At 28.2% G+C, this 23273-nt stretch carries 17 protein-coding genes and 1 pseudogene; 9 read left to right on the top strand and 9 right to left on the bottom strand.

The genetic code is table 11. The features are described from left to right. Positions 1–207 precede the first annotated feature (207 nt). Positions 208–564, top strand: coding sequence for a hypothetical protein (locus tag IC218_RS08890; protein WP_227824227.1), 357 nt, complete (start codon positions 208–210; stop codon positions 562–564). Between the two features lie 239 nt (positions 565–803). Here IC218_RS08890 and IC218_RS08885 read toward each other — a convergent pair whose 3' ends face one another. From IC218_RS08885 to IC218_RS08860, 6 genes are all read right to left on the bottom strand, one after another. Continuing rightward, a complete protein-coding gene (locus IC218_RS08885; protein WP_227824226.1) occupies positions 804–1733 on the bottom strand; it encodes a CAP domain-containing protein in 930 nt (309 codons plus the stop codon). 409 nt (positions 1734–2142) lie between these two features. Further along, on the bottom strand, positions 2143–3477 hold the full coding sequence (locus IC218_RS08880; RefSeq protein ID WP_227432389.1) for a GntP family permease: 1335 nt from the start codon (positions 3475–3477) through the stop codon (positions 2143–2145). 63 nt (positions 3478–3540) lie between these two features. Then, a complete protein-coding gene (locus IC218_RS08875) occupies positions 3541–4317 on the bottom strand; it encodes a 3-hydroxybutyrate dehydrogenase (RefSeq protein ID WP_227483788.1) in 777 nt (258 codons plus the stop codon). 97 nt (positions 4318–4414) lie between these two features. Continuing rightward, a complete protein-coding gene (locus tag IC218_RS08870) occupies positions 4415–5080 on the bottom strand; it encodes a 3-oxoacid CoA-transferase subunit B (RefSeq protein WP_227824225.1) in 666 nt (221 codons plus the stop codon). Continuing rightward, positions 5080–5736 (bottom strand): CoA transferase subunit A, encoded by a 657-nt coding sequence (locus IC218_RS08865; protein WP_227824224.1) that lies wholly within the window; start codon positions 5734–5736, stop codon positions 5080–5082. The genes IC218_RS08870 and IC218_RS08865 overlap by 1 nt, the downstream gene beginning before the upstream one ends. A gap of 8 nt (positions 5737–5744) precedes the next feature. Further along, positions 5745–6923 (bottom strand): acetyl-CoA C-acetyltransferase, encoded by a 1179-nt coding sequence (locus IC218_RS08860; protein ID WP_227824223.1) that lies wholly within the window; start codon positions 6921–6923, stop codon positions 5745–5747. A gap of 352 nt (positions 6924–7275) precedes the next feature. Between IC218_RS08860 and IC218_RS08855 the strand changes: the two genes are divergently transcribed. Continuing rightward, a complete protein-coding gene (locus IC218_RS08855; RefSeq protein WP_227824222.1) occupies positions 7276–8178 on the top strand; it encodes a LysR family transcriptional regulator in 903 nt (300 codons plus the stop codon). A 476-nt stretch (positions 8179–8654) separates the two neighbouring features. On the opposite strand, the gene IC218_RS08850 is transcribed toward IC218_RS08855, so the two are convergent. Continuing rightward, positions 8655–8849, bottom strand: coding sequence for an ABC transporter permease subunit (locus IC218_RS08850; RefSeq protein ID WP_227824221.1), 195 nt, complete (start codon positions 8847–8849; stop codon positions 8655–8657). Between the two features lie 133 nt (positions 8850–8982). Here IC218_RS08850 and IC218_RS22185 point away from each other — a divergent pair. The 4 genes and pseudogenes from IC218_RS22185 to ptsG form a co-directional block, all read left to right on the top strand. Beyond that, positions 8983–9066, top strand: a pseudogene (locus tag IC218_RS22185) (hypothetical protein); the annotation flags it as partial. A gap of 208 nt (positions 9067–9274) precedes the next feature. After that, on the top strand, positions 9275–11314 hold the full coding sequence (locus IC218_RS08845; RefSeq protein ID WP_227824220.1) for a cation:proton antiporter: 2040 nt from the start codon (positions 9275–9277) through the stop codon (positions 11312–11314). 256 nt (positions 11315–11570) lie between these two features. After that, positions 11571–12413 (top strand): BglG family transcription antiterminator LicT, encoded by an 843-nt coding sequence (gene licT / locus IC218_RS08840; protein ID WP_227483783.1) that lies wholly within the window; start codon positions 11571–11573, stop codon positions 12411–12413. A 289-nt stretch (positions 12414–12702) separates the two neighbouring features. Beyond that, on the top strand, positions 12703–14784 hold the full coding sequence (ptsG, locus tag IC218_RS08835) for a glucose-specific PTS transporter subunit IIBC (RefSeq protein WP_227824219.1): 2082 nt from the start codon (positions 12703–12705) through the stop codon (positions 14782–14784). 185 nt (positions 14785–14969) lie between these two features. Here the strand turns inward: ptsG and IC218_RS08830 are convergent, their stop codons facing one another. Then, positions 14970–15848: an AraC family transcriptional regulator gene (locus IC218_RS08830; protein ID WP_227482910.1), complete on the bottom strand. Its 879-nt coding sequence runs from the start codon at positions 15846–15848 to the stop codon at positions 14970–14972. A gap of 154 nt (positions 15849–16002) precedes the next feature. Here IC218_RS08830 and IC218_RS08825 point away from each other — a divergent pair, with 154 nt between their 5' ends. Together IC218_RS08825 and IC218_RS08820 are read left to right on the top strand one after the other, a co-directional pair. Beyond that, the gene (locus IC218_RS08825) at positions 16003–17457 is read left to right on the top strand and encodes a UDP-N-acetylmuramoyl-L-alanyl-D-glutamate--2,6-diaminopimelate ligase (protein WP_227482909.1); all 1455 of its coding nucleotides are present in this window, start codon (positions 16003–16005) and stop codon (positions 17455–17457) included. Between the two features lie 295 nt (positions 17458–17752). Further along, positions 17753–20020 (top strand): EAL domain-containing protein, encoded by a 2268-nt coding sequence (locus IC218_RS08820; RefSeq protein ID WP_227824218.1) that lies wholly within the window; start codon positions 17753–17755, stop codon positions 20018–20020. 568 nt (positions 20021–20588) lie between these two features. Here the strand turns inward: IC218_RS08820 and ychF are convergent. After that, positions 20589–21686 carry a redox-regulated ATPase YchF gene (gene ychF, locus IC218_RS08815; protein ID WP_227432402.1) on the bottom strand — a complete coding sequence of 366 codons (1098 nt, stop codon included), beginning with the start codon at positions 21684–21686 and terminating at the stop codon, positions 20589–20591. Positions 21687–22001: 315 nt separating this feature from the next. On the opposite strand from ychF, the gene yfmF reads away from it, so the two are divergent. Next, entirely contained in the window at positions 22002–23267 is a 1266-nt protein-coding gene (yfmF, locus tag IC218_RS08810; RefSeq protein WP_227824217.1) for an EF-P 5-aminopentanol modification-associated protein YfmF, read from the top strand. Positions 23268–23273 lie beyond the last annotated feature (6 nt).

The following is a 23273-nucleotide window of genomic DNA, read 5'->3' as shown; positions in this document are numbered from 1 at the left end:
TTTTATTTATATCAAACTGTGAGAATTAAGATTTTGTTTCGGTATATTGTCTATGTTTTTTAGGAGTATTTTAGGAAGAAACATACCTGTTTTGTTGCGATAAATAATATAATTGTTTCCAAATTCATTTATCATGTCTTTTTCTTCTTTTTTTGTTAATCTATAATATACAATTACTAGTATAGGCCACATAATTTTTCAAAACTGATGTTATTATTTCAAAGTTATATAACATCAACAGTTGAATCTTCAATTGATGAATATCTTCATCAACAATTTAATGCTTCAATCCATGAAAAATCTCTTGCAGAAATACTTACTTCACTTTCTACTATTGTTGCAGAACTATTTCAACAAGGAGTGGAAGAAGGCATATTTAAATGTGAATATACTTTAGAAGTATCAGAGATAATTTTATCTGTTTTTACTTTTTTACTTGACCCAGGTATTTTTTATTGGAATAAAGAGGAGAAAAAACGCAAATTAGAAGCATTAAGTTTGATTTTAGAAAGAAGTCTAATGGCACTAAAAGGAAGGTTTTATTTTTTTATAATGGATTTTTAAATTATTTAATTATTAAATAATATTTATAATATAGGAATTTATATTTTATATTCAAATATAAGTATTCAGTTTTGTGATTTAGCTTTAAATCTATCATTTTAAAAGAATCTATATTTAGTATAAAAAATATATTAAAGATAAAACACTATATAATAGTATAGATACAAAAGAGTATCCCATTTATGATTTTTAAAAATCATCTTGAGATACTCTTTTTGTATATATAGAAAAAGAGTATTTTATCCTACAAAGATTTGTGTCCAGTAAATTGAACCACCACTTTTTTGTGCTACTCCAACACCTATTTTACTGTAATTTGGATTTAATATATTTTTTCTATGACCTTCAGAATTCATCCAAGCATTTACAACTTCTTTTGGTGTTTTTTGTCCCATTGCTATATTTTCACCAGCTGTTTTATAGCTTATCCCAAACTTTTTCAACATGTCAAATGGAGAACCATAAGTTGGAGAATTATGTGCAAAGTAGTTGTTGTCAATCATGTCTTGAGATTTTTTTGTAGCGACATTTGATACATCAGCATCAAGAGTAAGTGGATTTAATCCAGCTTTAGATCTCTCTACATTTACTAAATCAACAACTTCTTTTTGGTAAGCTGAAAAATTTCCAGTTGTAGAGCCTGAATTGTTATTATCTTCAGGTTTATTAGATTCTGAGTTATTATTGTCTTCAGGCTTATTATTAGATTCTGAATTGTTGTTGTCCTCAGGTTTATTAGATTCTGAGTTATTATTGTCTTCAGGCTTATTATTAGAGTCTGAACTGTTGTTGTCCTCAGGTTTATTGTCCTCTGGTTTATTACTATCTTCAGGCTTAGTAGAGTCTGAGTTATTATTATCCTCAGGTTTATTAGTAGAACCTGAATTATTGTTGCCATTAGGCTTGTTAGTAATATTACAATTCTTGTCATTGTGATTCTTATCTTTACAAGAATTATCTTTGTCAGGTTTAAGTTCTGGTTTTACAGAACAATTTGGTTTTGCTGAAAACTTAAATTTAGCATTAGTATATACTAAATTTTTATTACTTATATTCATATTATTTTCAAGTGACGAAGCACTTGCAGTAACAGCACTGGAAGCTGTTGCTAAGGTTAACACTCCTAAAGCTAGTATAGTTTTTAATTTTGTTGGTATATTTTTTCTCATTATAAACACCTCTCAATCTAAAAATTCTAAAAATGTTACTAAATTGTAACCTTTAGTGTAGGGGGTACCCGTGCATTTATACTAACATAGAATCAAGTGTTTTTTTACTGTAAAGATATGTAAATAAAATATACCTGGAATAAATAGGTATATTTTATGATGTTTGATAATTTTCATCATTAATCTGCATAGTATGGCATAACTGCTTTAGAAGAAATAGTGTTTTTATAATAATTCTATGATGTAAAATTCTGGTTGTGGTAAATTTTTTTTATAGTTAGTGATATTTATTTAATATATACTTTGAAAATCAGTAAAAAAAGTATCTTTAATTAGATTCTTGAAAATAGAAAAGCCATCTATCATAAATAGATGACTTTTTATATAATAAATTGTAGTTTGATTTAGTTTAATACATTAGTAATCCTAATGTAATTACAATGATTTCTGCTATTAATGAACCAACTGCAACCACAATAAAAGTTTCTTTAAAACCAGTTTTATGTGTTAATTTAGATAAACTCAAGAATGTAAGAAACACACCACTTTGAGGTACTATTGTTAATATATTTGAAGCAATTGTAGCAACACGATGGATTAACTCTGGGTTCATACCAGTACTTAGATAATAATCTGCAAAGTTCGGCATTACTATTCCCAAAGCCCCAGAAGAGGAGCCTGTTATTGCGGACATTGTTGAAGTTAAAACAGTAAGACTTATAAGTGGACTACCTGGTATTGACATGATAAGTTTACTGAATATATCAAAGCCTGGTGCAGCCATTATTACAGCTCCAAATGCAACAGCAGAAGATGTTGCAAAAATAGGTCCTATAGAACCACTAGCACCAATACTCAATGTTTGTATTTTTGATGATAAAAATTTACGGAATAGAAAAGCAGATAAAACAATTGCAACTATTAAAGCTATGTAAATTACATTTTTTTTCATAAACTCTGAACCAAAAGTACTTCCAGATATTGCTATGACTACAAGTGACAATAGAGGAAAAATACTTGCAAAAAATCCTGGTAACTCTCTATCTAAAGATTCTTCTTCTACATCTGAAGTGTAAGTTGCATAAGTTTCTCCTTTCCTAAGACTCTTGTTTAAAGTATATTTCATGTATACCAGACCAAATACAGCACAACCTATACTTCCTGCAATACTTGGTATAGCTGCTGCAGTAAGAGATGTGTTTAAGTACTGAATAGGAATAACATTTTGAATAGCTGGTGTACCAGGAATCATAGTCATAGTAATTGTTGCAATTCCAAGCCAAAGAGGTATCTGAATAAGATTCCAAGAAATATCAAGTTTTTTAAATAGAGTTCTTGCAAGTGGAATAACTGCAAACATAACTACAAATAAACTTATTCCACCATATGTTAATATAAAACTTACTATAAATATAGCAACTAAAACTCTATAAGGGTGATTAGAACCAAATTTATTTAGAATAAAATCAGCTATAGATACAGTAGCTCCACTTTCCTCCATAAACTTGGCAAGTATAGAACCTAACAAGAATATTGCAAAGTAACTCATTATATAGTTTCCAAGTGCTCCCATATAATTATTTTTGTCAGCACCCAGCATTGATGTCACGACATCCATTTTATTTAAGAGAACAACTATCAAAGTTGCTATTGGAGCAGCTATAGTTATATGAATTTCTTTAACTGAAAAATATATAATAGCTATAATACCAATAATTATACCAATTGGTGCGATAATACTCATAAATATCCCTCCTTAGTAGAAGGACCTGAAGAATAAATTCCTCAAGTCCTAAATATGTAATAACTACTGTGCAGTATATCCTCCATCTAGTAGGCAAGCTTGTCCTGTAATTCCTTTAGCCTTATCACTAGCTAAGAACATCGCATAATCAGCAATTTCTTGAACATCTAGTAGACGTTTTTGAGGTACAAGTGGATATAGAACTTCTTCTAATACATTTTCTAGTGGTACATTACGAGTTTTTGATAGGTCATTAAATTGACCTCTAACAAGTGGAGTATCTACATATCCAGGGCATATAGCATTAACTGTTATACCTGAGTCAGCAGCTTCAAGTGCAGCAACTTTTGTTAGACCTATAAGTCCATGTTTAGCTGAATTGTAAGCAGCTTTACCAGCAAATCCAATTACACCATTGATTGAAGCCATGTTTATTATACGACCAAATCCTTGTTTTTTCATTATAGGGAATACTTTTTTAGTAGCTATAAAAGGTGCTGTTAACATTATTTTTATCATAAATTCAAATTTATCAGTTGGGAAATCTTCTATCATAGCAACATGTTGAAGACCAGCATTATTTATTAGTATGTCTAATCTTCCATATTTTTCTATAGTTTTATCTATTGCATGGTTAATTTCTTCTTCTTTAGTTACATCACACTTTACATTTGCACAATCATAACCTTCTTTTTGTAATTCTGATGTAACTTTATCTAGTGCTTCTTGATTTATATCAGAGAATACTACCTTAGAACCATTCTTCAAGAATGATTCAGCTATTTGTTTACCTATTCCACTTGCAGCTCCTGTTACGAATACAACTTTGTCTTTAACCATTTTTATTTCCTCCAATTTAATTTTATTTTTATATTAATTTTTTGTATTAATATTTTACATCTTTTAAATTTATTTTCTGATGTAATTTTGATTAATTTTAAATAATCGATGCCTCTTTATTTAATGAATCTGACAATATTAAAGGTGCTTCAGTAGCAGAAAGAACTTCGTCTAATGTGAAGATAGGATTTATTTCTATAAGAAGGAGTCCATCTGTAGTTACTTCTATAACTCCCATCTCAGTTACAATTAAATCTACAGCATTGGTTGCAGTAAGTGGGAGAGTACAGTTATTTAATATTTTTGCTGAACCTTTTGAAGTGTGTTCCATTGCTACAATGACTTTTTTTGCTCCAGTTACTAAATCCATAGCTCCACCCATCCCAGGAACCATTTTACCTGGAATCATATAATTTGCTATGTTACCATATTTGTCAACTTGGAGTGCTCCAAGAACAGTTATATCTACATGACCTCCTCTAATTATTCCAAAAGAAGTGGCACTATCGAAAAAACAACCTCCAGGAAGGATAGTAACTGGCTGACCACCAGCATTTACAATAGTTTCATCACTTGAATTTCCACTTTCAGCTGGTCCTAGACCTAGAAATCCATTTTCAGATTGTAAAATAACGTTTACCTCATCTGGAATATAATTGGCTACTTTGGTTGGTAAGCCTATACCAAGGTTTACAACAGCTCCATCCTTTAATTCCTTAGAGACTCTGTTTGCAATATATTCTTGTATTTCTAATTTATCCATTATAAATTACCTCCTTCAACGATGTAATTCACAAAAATACCTGGTGTAGTAACTTCATTTGGGTCGATATCACCTATTTCAACAATTTCGCCTGCCTCGACTATTGTAATATTAGCAGCTGAAGCCATTAAATTATTAAAGTTATTCATAGAACCTTTGTAAACTAAGTTACCTGCTTTATCTACCTTTGAAGCAAATAAAAGAGCAACATCAGCATGAATTGGTTTTTCAAGAAGATATTCTTTACTATCGACAACAATCTTTTGCTTTCCTTCTTCTATAAGAGTACCAATGCCAGTTGGTGTTAGTATTCCACCTAAGCCATAACCAGCTGCACGAATTTGTTCAGCAAGAGTTCCTTGAGGAACTAATTCGACACATGTTTCATTATCATTCATCTGTCTTCCTGTTTCTTTGTTTAATCCTATGTGAGAGGCAATTATCTTTTTGAACTGCTTATTAACAACCATCTTTCCAACACCCTTGTCAATAAAACCAGTATCATTACAAACTAATGTTAAATCTTTTATACCTTTATCACATAAATAATCAATTAAATTTTCTGGGGAACCATTGGCCATGAATCCACCAACCATTACTGTATCTCCATCTTTGATGTGAGATAGAGCCTCATCAATGCTAACTATTTTATTCATATTTCCTCCTATCGTGAAACTATCATCGCTATTCCTTGACCACCACCAATACAAAGTGTTGCAAGGCCAGTTTCTACTTTACGTTTTTGCATTTCATAAATAAGGGTTACAAGTACTCTAGCTCCACTTGCTCCTATTGGATGTCCTAGTGCTATTGCACCACCATTTACATTTAGTTTAGACGAATCTATTTGAAGTTCATTTTTAACTGCAAGTGCTTGTGCTGCAAATGCTTCATTCGCCTCTATCAAGTCTATATCGTTAATATTAAGACCCACTTTTTCTAGTGCTTTTTTAGTTGCAGGAATTGGACCAGTTCCCATTATTTCAGGTTCTACACCAGATGATGCATATGATTTTATTGTAGCAAGCGGCTTAAGCCCAAGTTCATCTGCTTTTTGTTGACTCATTAGTATCATCATTGCTGCACCATCATTAATTCCTGATGCATTTCCAGCTGTTACAGTACCATCTTTTTTAAAGGCAGGTTTAAGCTTGGATAGTATTTCAGATGTCATGCTTAATTTAGGATATTCGTCTGTATCAATAGTTTTAATTTCTCTATGATTTATCGCAGCTTCTACTGGAACAATTTCGTCTTTAAAACGATTGTTTTTTATAGCTTCTTCAGCTTTATTTTGGCTTTCTAGTGCTATTTTATCTTGCATTTCCCTTGTAATTCCAAATTTATCAGCAACATTTTCGGCAGTAATTCCCATATGATATTGATTGAAAGCATCTATAAGACCATCTGTTAGCATACTATCTACCATAGTAACATTGCCCATTTTACTACCAAAACGAGCAGTAGGAATAATGTAAGGTGATTGACTCATATTTTCAGTACCACCTGCAATTACTACATCATTTTCACCAGCTATAATTGATTGAGCTGCTAGTTGAATGCTTTTAAGTCCTGAGCCACATAATTTATTTACTGTGTAACTTGGTACAGAACTTGGTATACCTGAGTTTATGGCAATTTGCCTAGCAACATTTTGTCCAAGACCTGCTTGTAGAACATTTCCAATTATCACTTCATCTATCTCAGATAAATCAAGTTTTATACGTGATATAGCTTCCTTAACAGCTACAACTCCAAGTTGAACAGCAGAAGTATTTTTAAATACGCCACCAAAGTTTCCTATAGGTGTTCTTACTGATGATACAATTACTACATCTTTCATATTTAATAGTTCCTCCTTGAATGATTATTTGAAATTTTCTGAATAAAAAACTTTGAAGAACACTATAATAAATTACTTATAATACAAACTTGTTTTTAAGTAGTTTAATTATTTTTATTCCTAATGCCTTAGGTTTTCCTCTTTCTAACTATAGATTACGGCTAAAAATGTGTTTTGTCTAAGTCTAATTTTTTATACAACATATAAGGAAAATTTATAGGATAAAAATTTAGAATATATATATAGGAATATTTTGTTAAAATATTAATGAAATTATTTCGCTTTTCTTATAAAATGTTCTTATAAGAAAAAATATTAATATCAACTATACTTGTAAGAAAGGTGGTTTGAAATGGATATAAAACAGTTAAAATATTTTGTTGAAATAGTGAAATCTGGTTTTAATTTATCAATTGCATCAAAAACTCTTCACATATCTCAGCCAGCCTTAAGTCAAATTATAAAAACCTTTGAAGAAAATGAAAATGTGTATTTATTTGAGAGATATAAAGGCAGGTTAAATGGCTTAACTCCAGCAGGAGAAAGATTTTATGTAAATGCAGAAAATATTATAAATGAATATAAAAATATGATGGAGGATTTGCGAGAAGATTCTGTTCAGTTTAAAGGGAAAGTTAGAATAGGAATACCACCACTTATACTTGGAATAGCTTTTTCTGATGTAGTTGCACAATTAGTTGCAAACAATCCAGACATAGAATTTGATATAGTAGAGAAGGGGGCATACGATTTAAGTAGAATGCTTATTTTGCAGGAATTAGATTATGCAGTTCTTTTACATCCACATAAAATTGATAGGGGTGTAGTAACAGAACATGTACTTCAAGAAGACGAACTTACAGCATTTTTAAATATAAATCATCATCTCGCAAAGAAAAATAAAATAGATTGGAATGATTTAAATGAAGAACTGCTTGCAATATTTAATCCTACATTTATGATACATCATAAATTAATGCAAAAATTTACTGATGAAAAAGTTAAACTTAAGAGGTATATTATGTCTGGTTCTTGGGATTTCTTGTTGTTGTCAACTACAAATTCTGACTTTATAACTATTTTACCATCACCAGTACACGATTTTTTTGAAAATAGTCAAATTATAGAAAAACCATTTAATGACCCTATCACATGGAAGGTTGTGTTATGTAGACCTAAAAAAGAGCGCTATAGTCATGTAGATGAACATGTATTTAAATTTATTATAGATTTCTTTAGTAAAAAGAATCTATGATTTGTTATTTTAATAACAAATCATAGATAAAATAATTAAGTTCAATTACAATAAACTATTAGTTTTTCAACTACATATTAATTAAGGGAAAATAAATTTTATATAATATATAAATAATTTAGAAGGTTATTAAAGTTACTTAATATATAACTTCATTAAATTCTATAATATATAAAATTTTTATTTTGAAATATATAAAAAGCAGTGAGTGTATTTATACACTCACTGTAAAATATTTTGTATTTTTATTTTAAAGTATTGATATTATCAAGTGTTATTAGAGAACTTTTTACTTATTATAGTTAAACTCATAACTGTTAAGAAGATAAGTAAGCCAGGAAATACAGCTAAATATAACTTATCAAAAATATGTCTTTGAGCATCTTGAAACATGTTACCCCATGATGCAAGAGGTAACTGTATACCAAGTCCTAAAAAACTAAGTGCAGATTCAGTTAAGATAGCATTTGCAATATTTAATGAACCAGCAACTGTGATAGTTTCTTTATAGAAGCCTTAGGAGCTAGATAAGTATTTAATACAATTAAAACTAAAAAACTTGGAATACTCATAAGCATGTCCACTAATCTCATCAATAACTGGTCTAGTTTCCCACCAATATAGCCACTAATAACACCTATAGTAGTACCAAATACTATAGAAATAAGCATTGATAAGATACCAACACTAAGTGAAATTCGTCCTCCATAAAGTGTTCTAGCAAAGTAATCTCTTCCTAGTTCATCTGTACCAAAAATATGTTTTAACCTAGGTTCTTGAAGTTTAGTAGTAGTATCATAGAGAGATATTCCATCTCCAACAAACCCACCATCTGGATGTAAGTTCCATACAAGATGTCCTTATTGTAAGGAAATATGTAAAATATAAGTACCAGCTTTAAAGGAAATCTCAAAAAATCATATGGTTGCATGTCACTTAGTATAGAGGTTTTCAAAACTAAATTTGGCGTATATAATAAGAATAATAGATTAAAGTAAATATTTTATAATTACATGTAAAGTGTAATACTATCAATATTAAGATAGTTAATATATAAGTCTAATCTATAAATTATATATTGAAAAGAGAGGTAGCTATGTCAATTTTAGTAACTTTATTAGGTTTGTTGGTCTGTACAATAATTTCAACTATACTTAGTAAAAAATGGAGCAATATTCCTCTTGCAATTTATCAAATTGTATTAGGTGTTTTATTGTCTATTTTACCATTTAAATTTTCCTTTTCGTTTAGTCCAGATATATTCGTAATATGTGTCATAGCTCCACTATTATTTAGTGAAGGTCAAAATGTATCAAGAAGAGAATTATTAGAACTTAGAAGACCAATTTTACTTCTTGCATTTGGACTGGTTTTAACAACAGTATTTGCAGGTGGGATTTTTATACATTTTCTTATTCCTGAAATGCCACTATCAGTTTCATTCGCTTTGGCAGCAGTAATATCTCCAACTGATTTAGTAGCAGTAAAATCAATTACACAAGGTTTAGATTTTCCTAAAAATATGATGAATATACTTGAAGGAGAATCGCTATTAAATGATGCTGCAGGAGTAGTGGCATTTAAAGTTGCAGTACTTGCTACCGTTACAGGCTTTTTTTCAATAAAAGAAGCAAGTATTCAATTTTTGATTACTGCATTTGGAGGAATAATAGTAGGAAGTATTTTAGGATATATAATTATAAAAATAAGACTTAATTTGCACAAGTGGAATTTAGAAGAAATACAAATGGTAATAGTCATACAGATAATGACTCCACTTTTTGTGTATTTTGTGTCAGAAGAGCTAGGGGTATCTGGAATTTTAGCAGTTGTAATGGCAGGTATAGCCCATGGAATCGAAAAAGAACATTTACAAAATACAACAACTAAATTGAGAATAATATCAGATAATACATGGTATGTTTTGGAGTATGTACTGAATGGGTTTGTCTTTACATTACTTGGTTTTTTGTTGCCAGGTATATATCAAGGAATTATCACTAACAACGAAGATATAGCATTAAATTTAACTTTTATTGCTATTTTAATTGTAGTTATATTATTTATTATAAGATTTATATGGGTGTATTTATGGCACAGTTCTTTTATAAAAATCAAGAAAAATCCTTTAAATAATTTCTTTACAGGTTTTTTAGGATTTAAGAATGAAGAATTTGAAAAAGATGATACTTCTAGATGGAAATATTCATTAATAGTTGCTACTTGTGGTGTTCATGGTACATTTACACTTGCAACTGCTCTATCTATACCATTTTACCTAGACAATAAAGATATGTTTCCAATGAGAGATATTGTTTTGTTTATATCATCAGAAGTCATACTTATAAGTTTATTACTCGCAACAGTTTTATTGCCAGTACTATTAAAAAAGAATGTACAAAAGTCAGAAGACTTATTGTCTGATAGAGAGGCATATAAATTAATTTTAAAAGAAGCTATTTTAAAACTTAGCAATGAAAAAGCGCAAGAGGTACAGCCAGTAATACATGATTTAAATGAGCAGCTAGTAGATTTAGAAAAGGGTATATTAAATATTCCAGATAACAAAATTATAAATATGATGATTGCAGAGGCAGATAATCAAGGCTTAATAGCTGTTCATAAATTATTGAATGATGGAAAAATTTCTGGTAGAGCATTTGAGTTATATAGATTTTATATTACAAAATCGAGAAAATCTGTCCAAAAATCAATATTTAAGATTGTAAAATTAAAAATAAGTATGTGGATTATAGATAGAAAGGTAAAAACAGAAGTAAAAGAAAAGATTACAAAAATAATATCTGAAAATAAGGAACTAATTAAAGAGTTTCACCATGCATATGCACTTTCTACAAAGACAGCTATATCATTTATAAATAAAAATATTAATGAAGATAATAGGCATGAATCATTAATAGTAATTAGATTTTATAATCGTTATCTAAATTGGCTAACTAGAAAAATTCATAATGATGAGAAATTTGAAGCAAAAGTAGTATACTATAGATTAATGGCAATACAAAGTGAAAGAGATAGTATTCAACAACTAGTTGAAACCAAACAAATATCAAGAGACGTAGCTAAAGAACTATTGGAAAATATTCTCTATGATGAAATGATGATGATAGAATGAAAAAAATAAACTGTATAGGATTTAAATTTTATTGGTACTAAAAAATAGGAAACAGTTTTCAATAATTGCTTGACATAGATATCCATTTATAATAGAATAAAGCTATAAATTGAATACAATATTTATGAGCGTTAACAAATTGGATTGTTACTGGGAAGCAGGCAATACCTAAGTTAGGATATACAGGTGAATTGTATCTTAATTTAGGTGTTTTTTTATGAATAAGGGAAATTGTATTTTGGGAGAGATATTGATTATGATTATTCAACAAATTTACAATAATAATGTTGTGTTAGTTTTAGATGAAAACCAAAAAAAAGAATTAATACTAACAGGATGTGGAATAGGATTTCAAAAAAAGAAAGGTCAAGAAGTAGATAAAAGTAAAATTGAAAGAACCTTTGTAACACAAGATGAAAGTTTTATAGATAAAATTGGAAAATTAGCAAGCCAGGTTGATGAGAAGTTTTTTGAAGTGAGTACAGAGGTAATTGCTCATGCAGAAGGCATTTTAAATACTGAACTTTATGAGTACATATATGTAGCACTTACTGACCATATTGCATTTGCAATTAAAAGATATCATGAAAATATAAATATAAAAAATGATTTACTACATGAAATAAAAAGAATTCACAAAAAAGAATACGAGATTGGAAAATGGGCTGTAGATTATATAAATAAAGAATTTAATGTAGAGTTTCCTTTAGATGAGGCAGGATTTATAGCTATGCACATAGTAAATTCAAATTATAAAGGCAGTTCAAAGGAATCCTTGTTAATTACTAAAATTGTAAAAGACATACTAAATATTATAAGATATTATTATAGAGTTGAGTTTAAAGAAGATGATATAAATTATGATAGACTTCTTACACACTTAAAATTTTTTGCAAATAGATTAGTAAAAAGAGAGGAACTCAATGATACTAATAATGATATTGTAGATATAATCAAGATAAAGTATGAAAAAGACTATAATTGTGCATATAAAATAAAGACACATGTAGAGAAAAACTATGAGTACTATGTAAGTCAAGATGAATTATTATATTTAACACTACATATTAAAAGAGTCATATCTGTGTTGAATTCATGATAAACATACTAAATAAATATAAATTCAATATCGGTGTTTAAGATATTATGTAAAATTTAATAGCAATATAATAATTTTAAAACATTAAGATTGTTACTGATAATGCAGGCAAGACTTAGGTTTATAAGAAAATTATAACAGTTTATTTTTAATTCTAAAATTAGGTTGATATAGGTTTATTTATATTAACATGAGGTTTATTTTTAGGATTAAAGCTACTAGTGTAATTTTTTATAAACTTAAGTCTTTTTTATTTAAAAAATATAAAATAATAAGGAGAGAGAAGTAAATGAAAAAAATATTTGGTGTTTTACAAAAAGTAGGAAAATCTTTAATGTTACCAGTTGCATTACTTCCAGCAGCAGGTATATTGCTTGGTGTAAGTAATGCTTTAGCAGGAGATGCGTTACTTGCTCATTTTCCAGCACTAGCAAATCCTACATTCCAACTCATAATAAGTATAATGGAAAGTTCAGGGCAAATAATATTCAATAACTTGCCACTTATATTTGCAGTTGGTGTAGCCGTGGGTCTAACCGAAGGCGAAGGTGTAGCAGCATTGGCAGCTATAGTAGGTTTTTTAATCCTTAATACGTCTATGGGTGTTATGGCAGGTGTCACAGAAGATATGATAGATAACTCTATGTATGCAAGTATTGTTGGAATACCAACAATTCAAACAGGTGTATTTGGTGGTATTATAATAGGCATAGTGGCTGCTTATCTTTATAAAAAATTTTATAAAATTGAACTACCTCAATATTTAGGTTTTTTTGCAGGTAAAAGATTTGTGCCTATTGTTACATCATTAACAGCAATAGTAATAGGACTCATATTATCATTTATTTGGCCACCAATACAAGAAGGATTACTTAGTTTTTCAAAAAATGTTATAGAAGCAAATCAAACATTAGCAGCATTTATGGAAGGGTCTTTAGAAAGGTTATTAATACCATTTGGTTTACATCATGTTTTCCATAATCCATTCTGGTATCAATTTGGAGAATATGTAAACAAAGCAGGTGAACTTGTAATGGGTGACCAAAAGATATTCTTTGCTCAACTTAAAGATGGAGTAAATTTCACAGCAGGTACTTTTATGACAGGTGCGTTTCCGTTTATGATGTTTGGTCTTCCAGCAGCAGCACTTGCTATGGTACATGAAGCAAAGTCAGAAAAGAGAAAATTTGTAGCAGGAATAATGGCATCAGCAGCACTTACATCTTTTTTAACAGGAATAACTGAACCAATAGAGTTTGCATTTTTATTTGTTGCACCAGCATTATTTGTAGTACATTGTTTATTTTCAGGTTTATCATATGCAGTAATGCAACTATTAGGAGTTAAAATCGGATTCACATTTTCAGGAGGATTAATAGATTTCTTACTATTTGGTGTACTTCCTAATAGAACTCCATGGTATCTAGCTATTTTAGTAGGTATTGGATTTGCAGTATTATATTATAGTGTGTTTAGATTTATGATAAGAAAGTTTAACCTAAAGACGCCAGGAAGAGAAGATGAATCAGAGTCTAATGTGGAGACTAGTGAGATTTCAAAAGATGAGTTAGCATCAGAAATACTAATAGCTTTAGGAAATAAAGAAAATTTAAAAAGTTTAGATGCTTGTATAACAAGACTTAGATTAGTTGTAAATGATATAGATAAAGTGGATAAAGAAAAGTTGAAATCACTTGGAGCAGCAGGTGTAATGGTTATTGGAAACAATGTCCAAGCTATATTTGGTCCAAAATCAGATGCAATAAAATCTAATATAAAAGATATAATAGAGGGAAAAGTAAAGATTGAAAATACTGATATTAAAAATATAGATAAAAAGAAAATGGAAAAAAATAATAACACAGAAAACACTAATATAGGTAATACTTTGGTGGAAGAAGAAATTTATTCATTGACAAATGGAGAAATCTTAGGTATAGAAGAAGTTCCAGACTCTGTATTTTCAAGTAAATTAATGGGCGATGGTTTTGCAATTAAATCTGATGATGGATTAATTTATTCACCAGTAGATGGAACTATTGGAGTTGTATTTCCAACTAAACATGCAATAATAATCAAATCTAAAAAAACTGGAGTAGAAATACTTATACATTTAGGTATAGAGACTGTAAACTTAGAAGGAAATGGGTTTGATGTATTTGTAAATGTAGGAGATGAAGTTAAATCGGGTGATAAACTGGTTAATATGGATTTAGAATATATTGAAAAAAATGGTTTATCAACAATAAGCCCAGTAGTATTTACTAATTTAGAACAAAATCAAAAACTAAACATTAAAAAGGGAAAAGTCACAGCAAAAGAAAGTAATCGTGTAAGTATATTAAAAGAGAGTATTGAAAAAATAGGATAGACACATCAGTATGTATACTTAAAACTTGTATGAGTTTTAGTAATTATATAAGCATAATTTTAATTTATATATTTTAGTTTAATTAATAAAAATATATGATTTATATTTCAATCAACTAGAGGTACTAGTATGTCTATTTTACTAATACCTCTAATTTTTCTTGAAATAAAATCTATAATAATTATTTATTCATCTAACAAATTACTATCTAAAGGGCTTTTATTGTTTAGATAGTTTTTAGGAGATACACCATAATACTTTTTAAATGCTCTTACAAAGCTAGAATAATCATTAAATCCACATTTACTACAAACTTCACTCATAAGATGTCCATTGGTTATTAATGATTTAGCTAAAATCAGTCTTTTTTGAATTATATAATTGTGTATGGATGTTCCAGTATGAGATTTAAATCTTCTCATGAGATAATATTTGCTTATAAAAAATTCAGATGCAATGCAGTCTATAGAAAGTTTATTCTCTATATTTAAGTTTATATAGTTTAATATTTTTTTTATAGTTTCATCGTAAAATACATCTTCTACAGATTCTATGTTCTCGTTTTTTAAGAAAATTCTATTTAAAAATATCATAAGCTGTATGAACAAGGTATTTCTCAGTATTTCATTTCCAAATTCATTACTAGATTCAGAAATATTTATTTGCTCAATAAAAAGTTTGAGTGATTCAATGTCATGTATCTTTAAACGCAATAGATTACATTTATTTTCTGTGGCTGTCTTAAAACATTTTTCTAAATCACTAGTATTATCACTGTTTTTTTTCATAAATTCTGGGCTAATCCATATTGCAATTCTTTCATAAAATACATTTGAATCTATAACTGGTTTGTGAATTTCATTACTACTAATAAAAAGTATGTCCCAAGGTTTTAGTTTATATGGAATTCCTTCAACAAAATAAGTTACATTTCCATCTATAAATATAATTATCTTATTAAAATCGTGATTATGGTATTCAAATTCTATGTCTTTTTTATCTCGGATACTAAATATTTTAAAATTATCATTTAAGTATCCAATTTTATTGTCTGTAATTTTCATAAAAGACCTCTCTTAGATTATATTATAGAGAATTATAGAGCATTTTTTACAATATTTCAAGCATTTTTAACCATTCACATAGTAAAAAATTCTTAATATAATATTACATGAAGTGTAATTTTAGCAAAAAGAGTTTAAAGGGAGGAAAGCATTTATGAAATTAAATGATATTATACAGGGGTTGGATATAATCAGTGTCAAAGGTGAATTAAATATAGATATTAATAGTGTACAATATGATTCAAGAAAGGTTACAGAAGGTACATTATTTGTATGTATAAAAGGATTTGTGTCAGATGGTCATAAATATGTAAAAGATGCTATAAACAAAGGAGCAAAAGCTTTTATTGTTGAAGAAGATGTAGATATAAAAGGGTATACGTTTATAAAAGTAAAAAATACAAGAGAAGATATGGCAAAGATAGCTGACAATTTTTATAATCATCCATCACAAAAATTTAATGTTATAGGAGTTACAGGTACTAACGGAAAAACTAGTATAACTACTATACTAAATGAAATATTAACTTTGAATAAAAATAAAGTTGGTCTTATTGGTACTATAAAAATATTTGATGGTGAAAAAGACATTATTTCTAATTCAACAACTCCAGAAAGTATAGATTTACAATATCATTTTAATAATATGTTAAATAATGGATGTGATTACTGTGCTATGGAAGTTTCATCACACTCATTAGCACTAAATAGAGTTGATGAAACAGACTTTAAACTAGGAATATTCACAAACTTAACACCAGACCATTTAGATTTTCACAAAGATTTAGAAGACTATAGAAAAGCTAAAGAAAAATTGTTTTTTAAGACTACTATGGCAAACATAATAAATATAGATGATGATGGTGGTAAAAAGATATACGAAAATATAAAAGATATAGATGTCCCTTGTTACACATATGGAGTTGAAACTAATGCTGATTTTATGGCTAGAGATATAAAATCAGATTCAGATGGTGTATCTTATAGATTAATAACTCCTTCTTATGAAGAAGTTATATTTATACCAGTTCCAGGAATGTTTACAGTATATAATACTTTAGCTGTTATAGCTGCTTGTTATGTACTTGATATACCTAAACCAGTATATAAAGAAGGTCTTAGACTTTCTAATGGAGTATCAGGAAGGTTTGAAACTGTACCAAACGATAAAGGTATAAGTGTAATTGTTGATTATGCTCATACTCCTGATGCACTTGAAAATGTATTAAAGACAACACAACAATTTGCAGAAGGAAAAATAATTTCTGTATTTGGATGTGGTGGAGATAGAGATACTGAAAAGAGACCTTTAATGGGTGCTATTGGACAAAAATATTCTGATATATGTATTGTAACTTCTGATAATCCAAGAACTGAAGAACCAGAAGCAATAATAAAGGATATACTTGAAGGAATAGATAAGGAAAAGAAAAATTATCATGTTGTTGCTGATAGAAAGCAAGCTATAGAAGAAGCTATAAGTATGGCAAAGAAAGATGATGTTGTAATTATAACAGGTAAAGGGCATGAAAATTACCAAATAATAGGTAAGGTTAAGCATCATTTTGATGATAAAGAGATTGCTAATGAATGTTTAAGTAAAATGTAAGGTGAAAATTTAATAAAATATATATTTTAAGAATATAATATCAAAATTATTTTGATATTATATTCTTTTTATGTAGTGTACATTAATGCAAATTATGTTAGTAACCTTTAATATAGATAATATAATTTATTAAAATTGTATTATCTATATTAATTAATTTTTTATTGTAATAAAGTTGATAATTTTGTATAATTACAGTAAATATGGAAAAATAAGTATTGTCGCAAAATTGTTAAAATAGTTGATATAAAATAATAATTGTATACATATAGATTCCAGAAAGGCAGGAAGCGTGATGTTGGGTGATGCAAAAAATAATAGGCAGGGTTTGTCCATAATTGCTATCATAAGTATCTTAGTAGTTACAATTTCCTGTTTGATTTATGGTTCAAAGTTGAATAAGACACTAGGTGAGGAAACGAATCAATATCTTTCAGAAATAGCAAATCAAAGTGTCAATGTGTTAAAAAAACAAATTAATGGCGATATAAAATTGTTACAATCAATTTCAATATATATTGAAGGAGAAGAATCTTTTGAATTGGACAATATTATTTCAATACTTAAAAGAGAATCTGTAAATAGTTCATTTAAAAGAATGGGTGTTATTCTACCAGATGGTATGGCATATACTACAGATGGTTATGTAGAAGATTTTTCTAAGAGAGATTATTTTTCCAAGTCAATGCAAGGAGAAGTAGTCATAACAGGTAAGTTAAAAGATGTAATAAAAGATCATAAAGACATTAATGTGTACTCTGTACCAATTTATAAGGGGAACAAGATTATTGGTGTTATATTTGCTACACATAGTACAAAGTTATATGAAAAGATACTCTCTGTACCAACTTTTAATGGAAAAGGATATTCTTATATAGCTAATAGTAATGGTGATATTGTTTTAAATCCAAGTAGCAAAAACGCAAACTCTAATATGGAAAATTTATTTTCATATATAAATAAAAGTAATGCCTTATCAAAATCTACTCTTAATGATATGAAGTTAAATATAAAAAATTCTAAATCAGGTTCATTAAGTTATAATATGTCTGGAAAAGGATATTATTTAAGTTATGCTCCAATAGGAATTAATGATTGGTATCTTTTTTCTGAAGTTCCTAGAACTGCTGTATCTGAAAAATCCTATGCTATTATAAAACTTACACTATCAGCATGTATAGTTTTAATTGTGATATTTACATCATTAATAATTTATATATTGATTATGCAAAAAAAGAGTAAGGAAAGGTTAGAAGAATTTGCGTTTAAAGACAGTATTACAGGAATTGGAAATTCAAATAAATTTAATCTGGAAGGTGGTAAATTTTTATCCACTCATGAGAAAAAAAATCTAGTTTTAATTTATTTTGATATAGATAAATTTAAGTTAGTAAATGATAGATTTGGATATGAAGAGGGAGATAGAGTATTAAGAAAAATTGCAAAGATGATTGAAAATATGTTTAAAGAAGAGTCTGTATTTTCAAGAATTTCAAATGATAATTTTGCTATAATATTTGAAAAAAAGAAGGATAAAGAATCAGTTATAGAGATATGTGAAATTATGCGTAAAAAATTATCTATGATAAAAACTAGCTTAGATGTAGAACTTAATCTGATACCATCTATAGGAGTGTATTTTATTGAAGAGGGAGAAACAAATATATCTACTTGTCTTGATAAGGCTATGATTGCAAAGACTACAGTAAAAAGAAAATACTTAAAAGTGTATGAAATTTATGCTGAGAATTTAAAGGAAACTCTTATAGAAGAACGTGATATTGAGCAAGAGATGCACGATGCTTTAAAAAATGAACAATTTAAGGTGTATTTGCAACCTAAAATTGAATTATCTACAGGTAAAATAGTAGGTTCTGAAGCTCTTGTACGTTGGCAACATCCCAAAAAGGGATTAATAAGTCCAGGCGTGTTTATTCCTATTTTTGAAAAGAATGGTTTTATAACAGAATTGGATATGTTTGTATTTATTCAAGTTTGTAAAAACTTTAAACGTTGGGAAAATGAAGGCTTACCTAGATTTCCTATATCAGTAAATTTATCAAGAGTACATCTTGAAAATCCAGACTTTATAGAAAAGTTTGAAAACATTGCAAAAGAATATGATATTGAACCAAATTTAATTGAAATTGAACTAACAGAGAGTGCAATATTTGATAATACAAAAATGTTATTTAAAATAATGCAGAATTTAAAATCTGTAGGATTTAAAATATCTATGGATGACTTTGGTTCAGGTTATTCTTCTTTAAATATGCTTAAAGATATGCCAATTGATGTATTGAAATTAGATAGACAATTTTTTATAACAGTAGAAGATACAAAAAAGAGTCAAATTGTGGTTTCAAGCATTGTTCAGATGGCAAAGCAACTTGATATAAAAGTTGTTTCAGAGGGAGTTGAAACCTTAGAACAAGCAGAGTTTTTAAGATTTATAGGATGTGATATGGCTCAAGGCTTTTTATTTGCAAAACCAATGCCAATAGAAGAATACGAAAAGTTGATATTAAATAGGAATGATATTGAAGGTATGAGTACAAATTAAAAAACTTAGTACAAAATGAAATAAAGATTTGTAAGAAGAGTGAACTTTGTATAGTCAAAGTTCACTTTATTTATGTAAAAATACTTTGGTATAAAAATATGAATTAGGTTTAGAGTATTACTTTACATTATATGGAGCATATAATATTTTCTAAAAGAGATATAATTTTTCCGTGGCTAGAAGTTTTTAATTTGAGTGTAACAGTTTGTGAATATAAGAATATCAGCAATTATGCAAGTACTTAAGGGAGGAAAATTTTTGAGTAATATAACAATTAGGGAAATGGTAAATGATGAAAGAAAGCTTGTTTTGGTGGAAAGCGTATTTGGGATTACAGTAAAGTACTGTCATTGTTGACAATCATAATTTCTGTGGGAATACTATATAGTTTTTAAAAACCACAAACCTTTAATTAAAAAAGAGAGCTTCTACTATGATTTTCAAAAATCATTTAGAAAAACTCTCTTTTTTATAAAATCTAAATAGCTATTATAATATAATAGAAGTTTCTATTATTCTAATTTTTTTATTGTAATACAATAGTTAAGATTGTAGATAAATAAGCATTTTAAACATTAAATCTAAATAATATTACGTCTCCATCTTTAACTATGTATTCTTTACCTTCTAATTTAACTAATCCTTTTTCTTTTGCAGCTGCCATAGTACCATGTTCAACTAAATCATTAAAAGCAATTGTTTCAGCCCTGATAAATCCTCTTTCTATGTCAGAATGTATCTTTCCTCCTGCTTGAGGTGCTTTACTTCCAATCTTTATAGTCCATGCTCTGACTTCTTTTGGACCAGCTGTTAAGAATGAAATTAGACCAAGTAAGGCATAAGATGATTTTATAAGTTTATCAAGCCCTGATTGTTCAAGCCCTAATGTTTCTAAAAATTCTTTCTTTTCTTCAGCAGAATCAAGTTCAGAAATTTCTGCTTCTATTTGTGCACATACAACAACAACTTCAGCATCTTCTGTTTCTGCAAATACTTTAACTTGTTGAACATACTTATTACTTTCTCCATCATCTGCCAAATCATCTTCTGATACATTTGCAGCGTATATTACAGGTTTAGATGTAAGTAAATCTAATGAATTTACAAAGCTTTGTTCATCTTCTGTAAATTGCATAGTTCTTACACACTTACTATTTTCTAAAGTAGCCATGATTGAATTTAACAAATCAAGCTCAGAAACTAAAGTTTTATCAGCTTTAGCGGCTTTTTGAGTTTTATGAATTCTTCTTTCAAGAATCTCTATATCAGAGAAAATTAATTCTAAATTTATAGTTTCTATATCGCGAAGTGGTTCAACAGAACCATCTACATGTATAACATTTTCATCTTCAAAACATCTGACAACATGTACGATTGCATCAACTTCTCTTATATGTGATAAAAATTTATTTCCTAAGCCTTCTCCTTTAGAAGCACCTCTAACTAAACCAGCTATGTCACAAAATTCTATAGCAGTAGGAACTATTTTTTCAGAGTTGTACAATTCTTTTAGTTTATCTAATCTTTCATCTGGAACAGATACAACTCCAACGTTTGGGTCTATTGTACAAAAAGGGTAATTTGCAGATTCTGCGCCTGCTTGAGTTATTGCGTTAAATAGTGTGCTTTTACCTACATTTGGTAAACCAACTATACCTAATTTCATATTAATCGTCCTCTCTCTTATTCTTTTTATATTCTTTATATAACTTTAAACAATCAATCTATGGGATTGTAAAATTGTTTTAATTATAGACATACATATTGATTATACATCATATATATGAAGCTTGTAAACTAGACTTTAAAGCAGACTGCTCTAAATAACTTTATATTTAAATTTAAATAAAAATATTACTTTTAGAAAATAATAAAAAGGATATAATTAAATAGAAGGTTTTTATATATAAGTATATACAATCAAAAAATGAATAAATTTCAATTTTAAAATTGATGTTTAAATAAAAAATAGGAGGTACATATGGTTAATACTAAGAAAATAATAAATTTAGGTAATAATATTAATTTGACTTTGATAAAAACAGAAAAGTTTAAATCAAATCTTATAAGTTTGTATGTTCAGAGATTGTTGGATAAAAAAGAAACTACAAAAAATGCTTTGATACCATCAATAATAGCAAGTGGAAGTGAAAAATATCCTAGTGCCAGAGCAATATCCAATAAACTAGATGATTTATATGGTTCGTCTATGGGAGCTGATGCTGTAAAACGTGGAGAGCGTCAAGTACTAAGTTTTAAAATAATTAATATAAGTGAAAAGTATTTAGATGAAAATATATTTGAAGAAGTAGTAGAATTTTTTAATGAAGTAATAAATAATACACTTGTTGTAGATGGTGGATTTAAAGAAGAATATTTAAATATTGAAAAAGAAAATTTAAGAGATAAGATACAATCAATAATAAATGATAAAAAAGAATATGCACAAGATAAATGTATAGAAGCTATGTGTGGAAATGAAAGATACAGTATAAGTGAGTTTGGTTACGAAGATGAAATAGATAACATAACTTCAAAAGAGCTATATGAGCATTATAGAAATATACTTAAAACATCTCCAATAGACATAGTTGTAGAAGGTAATTTTGATGAAGATAAGGTTGTAGATATAATAAGTAATAATTTAAAATTCGAAAGAGAAGATATTATAGATATACCAAAAGAAGATTTCATAAAACATGTAGATGAAGTAAAAGTAGTAGACGAAAAAATGGAAATAACTCAAGGTAAATTAGTTATGGGGTATAGAGCAAATGTAGATTATGCAGATAATGATAAATATTATGCCCTTGTGGTTGGAAGTAATGTATTAGGTGGTGGTCCACACTCTAAACTATTTGTGAATGTAAGAGAAAAGGAAAGCTTATGCTATTATATTTTCTCTTCAATAGAGAAGTATAAAAGTATTATGCTTATATCATCTGGAATAGAAACTAAAGATTATGATAAAGCTGTAAAATTAATAAAAGAACAATTAGAAAGTTTAAAAGCAGGAGATATATCTGATGAAGAGTTAGAAAATAGTAAGCTTGCTTTAGTTAACTCTATGAAATCTATAACAGATAATATAGGTGGAATGTCTGATTTTGCTTTTTCTCAGTCTATGGCAAAGACAAATTCTGAAGTAGAAGACATAATATCTAGCATAGAGAAAGTTACTAAAAAAGATATAGTTGAGGCTGTAAAAGATATAGAACTTGATACTGTATACTTTTTAAGAAATTAATGGAGG

Source organism: Clostridioides sp. ES-S-0005-03, from assembly GCF_020658455.1.
Classification (GTDB): domain Bacteria; phylum Bacillota; class Clostridia; order Peptostreptococcales; family Peptostreptococcaceae; genus Clostridioides.
Note: the sequence above shows the minus strand (reverse complement) of the source record. Positions and strands in the feature narration are given on the sequence as shown.

What these genes read in the sequence shown, in the direction of transcription:
- IC218_RS08885 (WP_227824226.1), bottom strand. Translation starts at nt 1,733, where the DNA reads ATGAGAAAAAATATACCAACAAAATTAAAAACTATACTAGCTTTAGGA.
- IC218_RS08890 (WP_227824227.1), top strand. Translation starts at nt 208, where the DNA reads ATGTTATTATTTCAAAGTTATATAACATCAACAGTTGAATCTTCAATT.
- IC218_RS08845 (WP_227824220.1), top strand. Translation starts at nt 9,275, where the DNA reads ATGTCAATTTTAGTAACTTTATTAGGTTTGTTGGTCTGTACAATAATT.
- IC218_RS08820 (WP_227824218.1), top strand. Translation starts at nt 17,753, where the DNA reads ATGTTGGGTGATGCAAAAAATAATAGGCAGGGTTTGTCCATAATTGCT.
- IC218_RS08875 (WP_227483788.1), bottom strand. Translation starts at nt 4,317, where the DNA reads ATGGTTAAAGACAAAGTTGTATTCGTAACAGGAGCTGCAAGTGGAATA.
- IC218_RS08855 (WP_227824222.1), top strand. Translation starts at nt 7,276, where the DNA reads ATGGATATAAAACAGTTAAAATATTTTGTTGAAATAGTGAAATCTGGT.
- ychF (WP_227432402.1), bottom strand. Translation starts at nt 21,686, where the DNA reads ATGAAATTAGGTATAGTTGGTTTACCAAATGTAGGTAAAAGCACACTA.
- licT (WP_227483783.1), top strand. Translation starts at nt 11,571, where the DNA reads ATGATTATTCAACAAATTTACAATAATAATGTTGTGTTAGTTTTAGAT.
- IC218_RS08870 (WP_227824225.1), bottom strand. Translation starts at nt 5,080, where the DNA reads ATGGATAAATTAGAAATACAAGAATATATTGCAAACAGAGTCTCTAAG.
- yfmF (WP_227824217.1), top strand. Translation starts at nt 22,002, where the DNA reads ATGGTTAATACTAAGAAAATAATAAATTTAGGTAATAATATTAATTTG.
- ptsG (WP_227824219.1), top strand. Translation starts at nt 12,703, where the DNA reads ATGAAAAAAATATTTGGTGTTTTACAAAAAGTAGGAAAATCTTTAATG.
- IC218_RS08865 (WP_227824224.1), bottom strand. Translation starts at nt 5,736, where the DNA reads ATGAATAAAATAGTTAGCATTGATGAGGCTCTATCTCACATCAAAGAT.
- IC218_RS08825 (WP_227482909.1), top strand. Translation starts at nt 16,003, where the DNA reads ATGAAATTAAATGATATTATACAGGGGTTGGATATAATCAGTGTCAAA.
- IC218_RS08860 (WP_227824223.1), bottom strand. Translation starts at nt 6,923, where the DNA reads ATGAAAGATGTAGTAATTGTATCATCAGTAAGAACACCTATAGGAAAC.
- IC218_RS08850 (WP_227824221.1), bottom strand. Translation starts at nt 8,849, where the DNA reads ATGCTTATTTCTATAGTATTTGGTACTACTATAGGTGTTATTAGTGGC.
- IC218_RS08830 (WP_227482910.1), bottom strand. Translation starts at nt 15,848, where the DNA reads ATGAAAATTACAGACAATAAAATTGGATACTTAAATGATAATTTTAAA.
- IC218_RS08880 (WP_227432389.1), bottom strand. Translation starts at nt 3,477, where the DNA reads ATGAGTATTATCGCACCAATTGGTATAATTATTGGTATTATAGCTATT.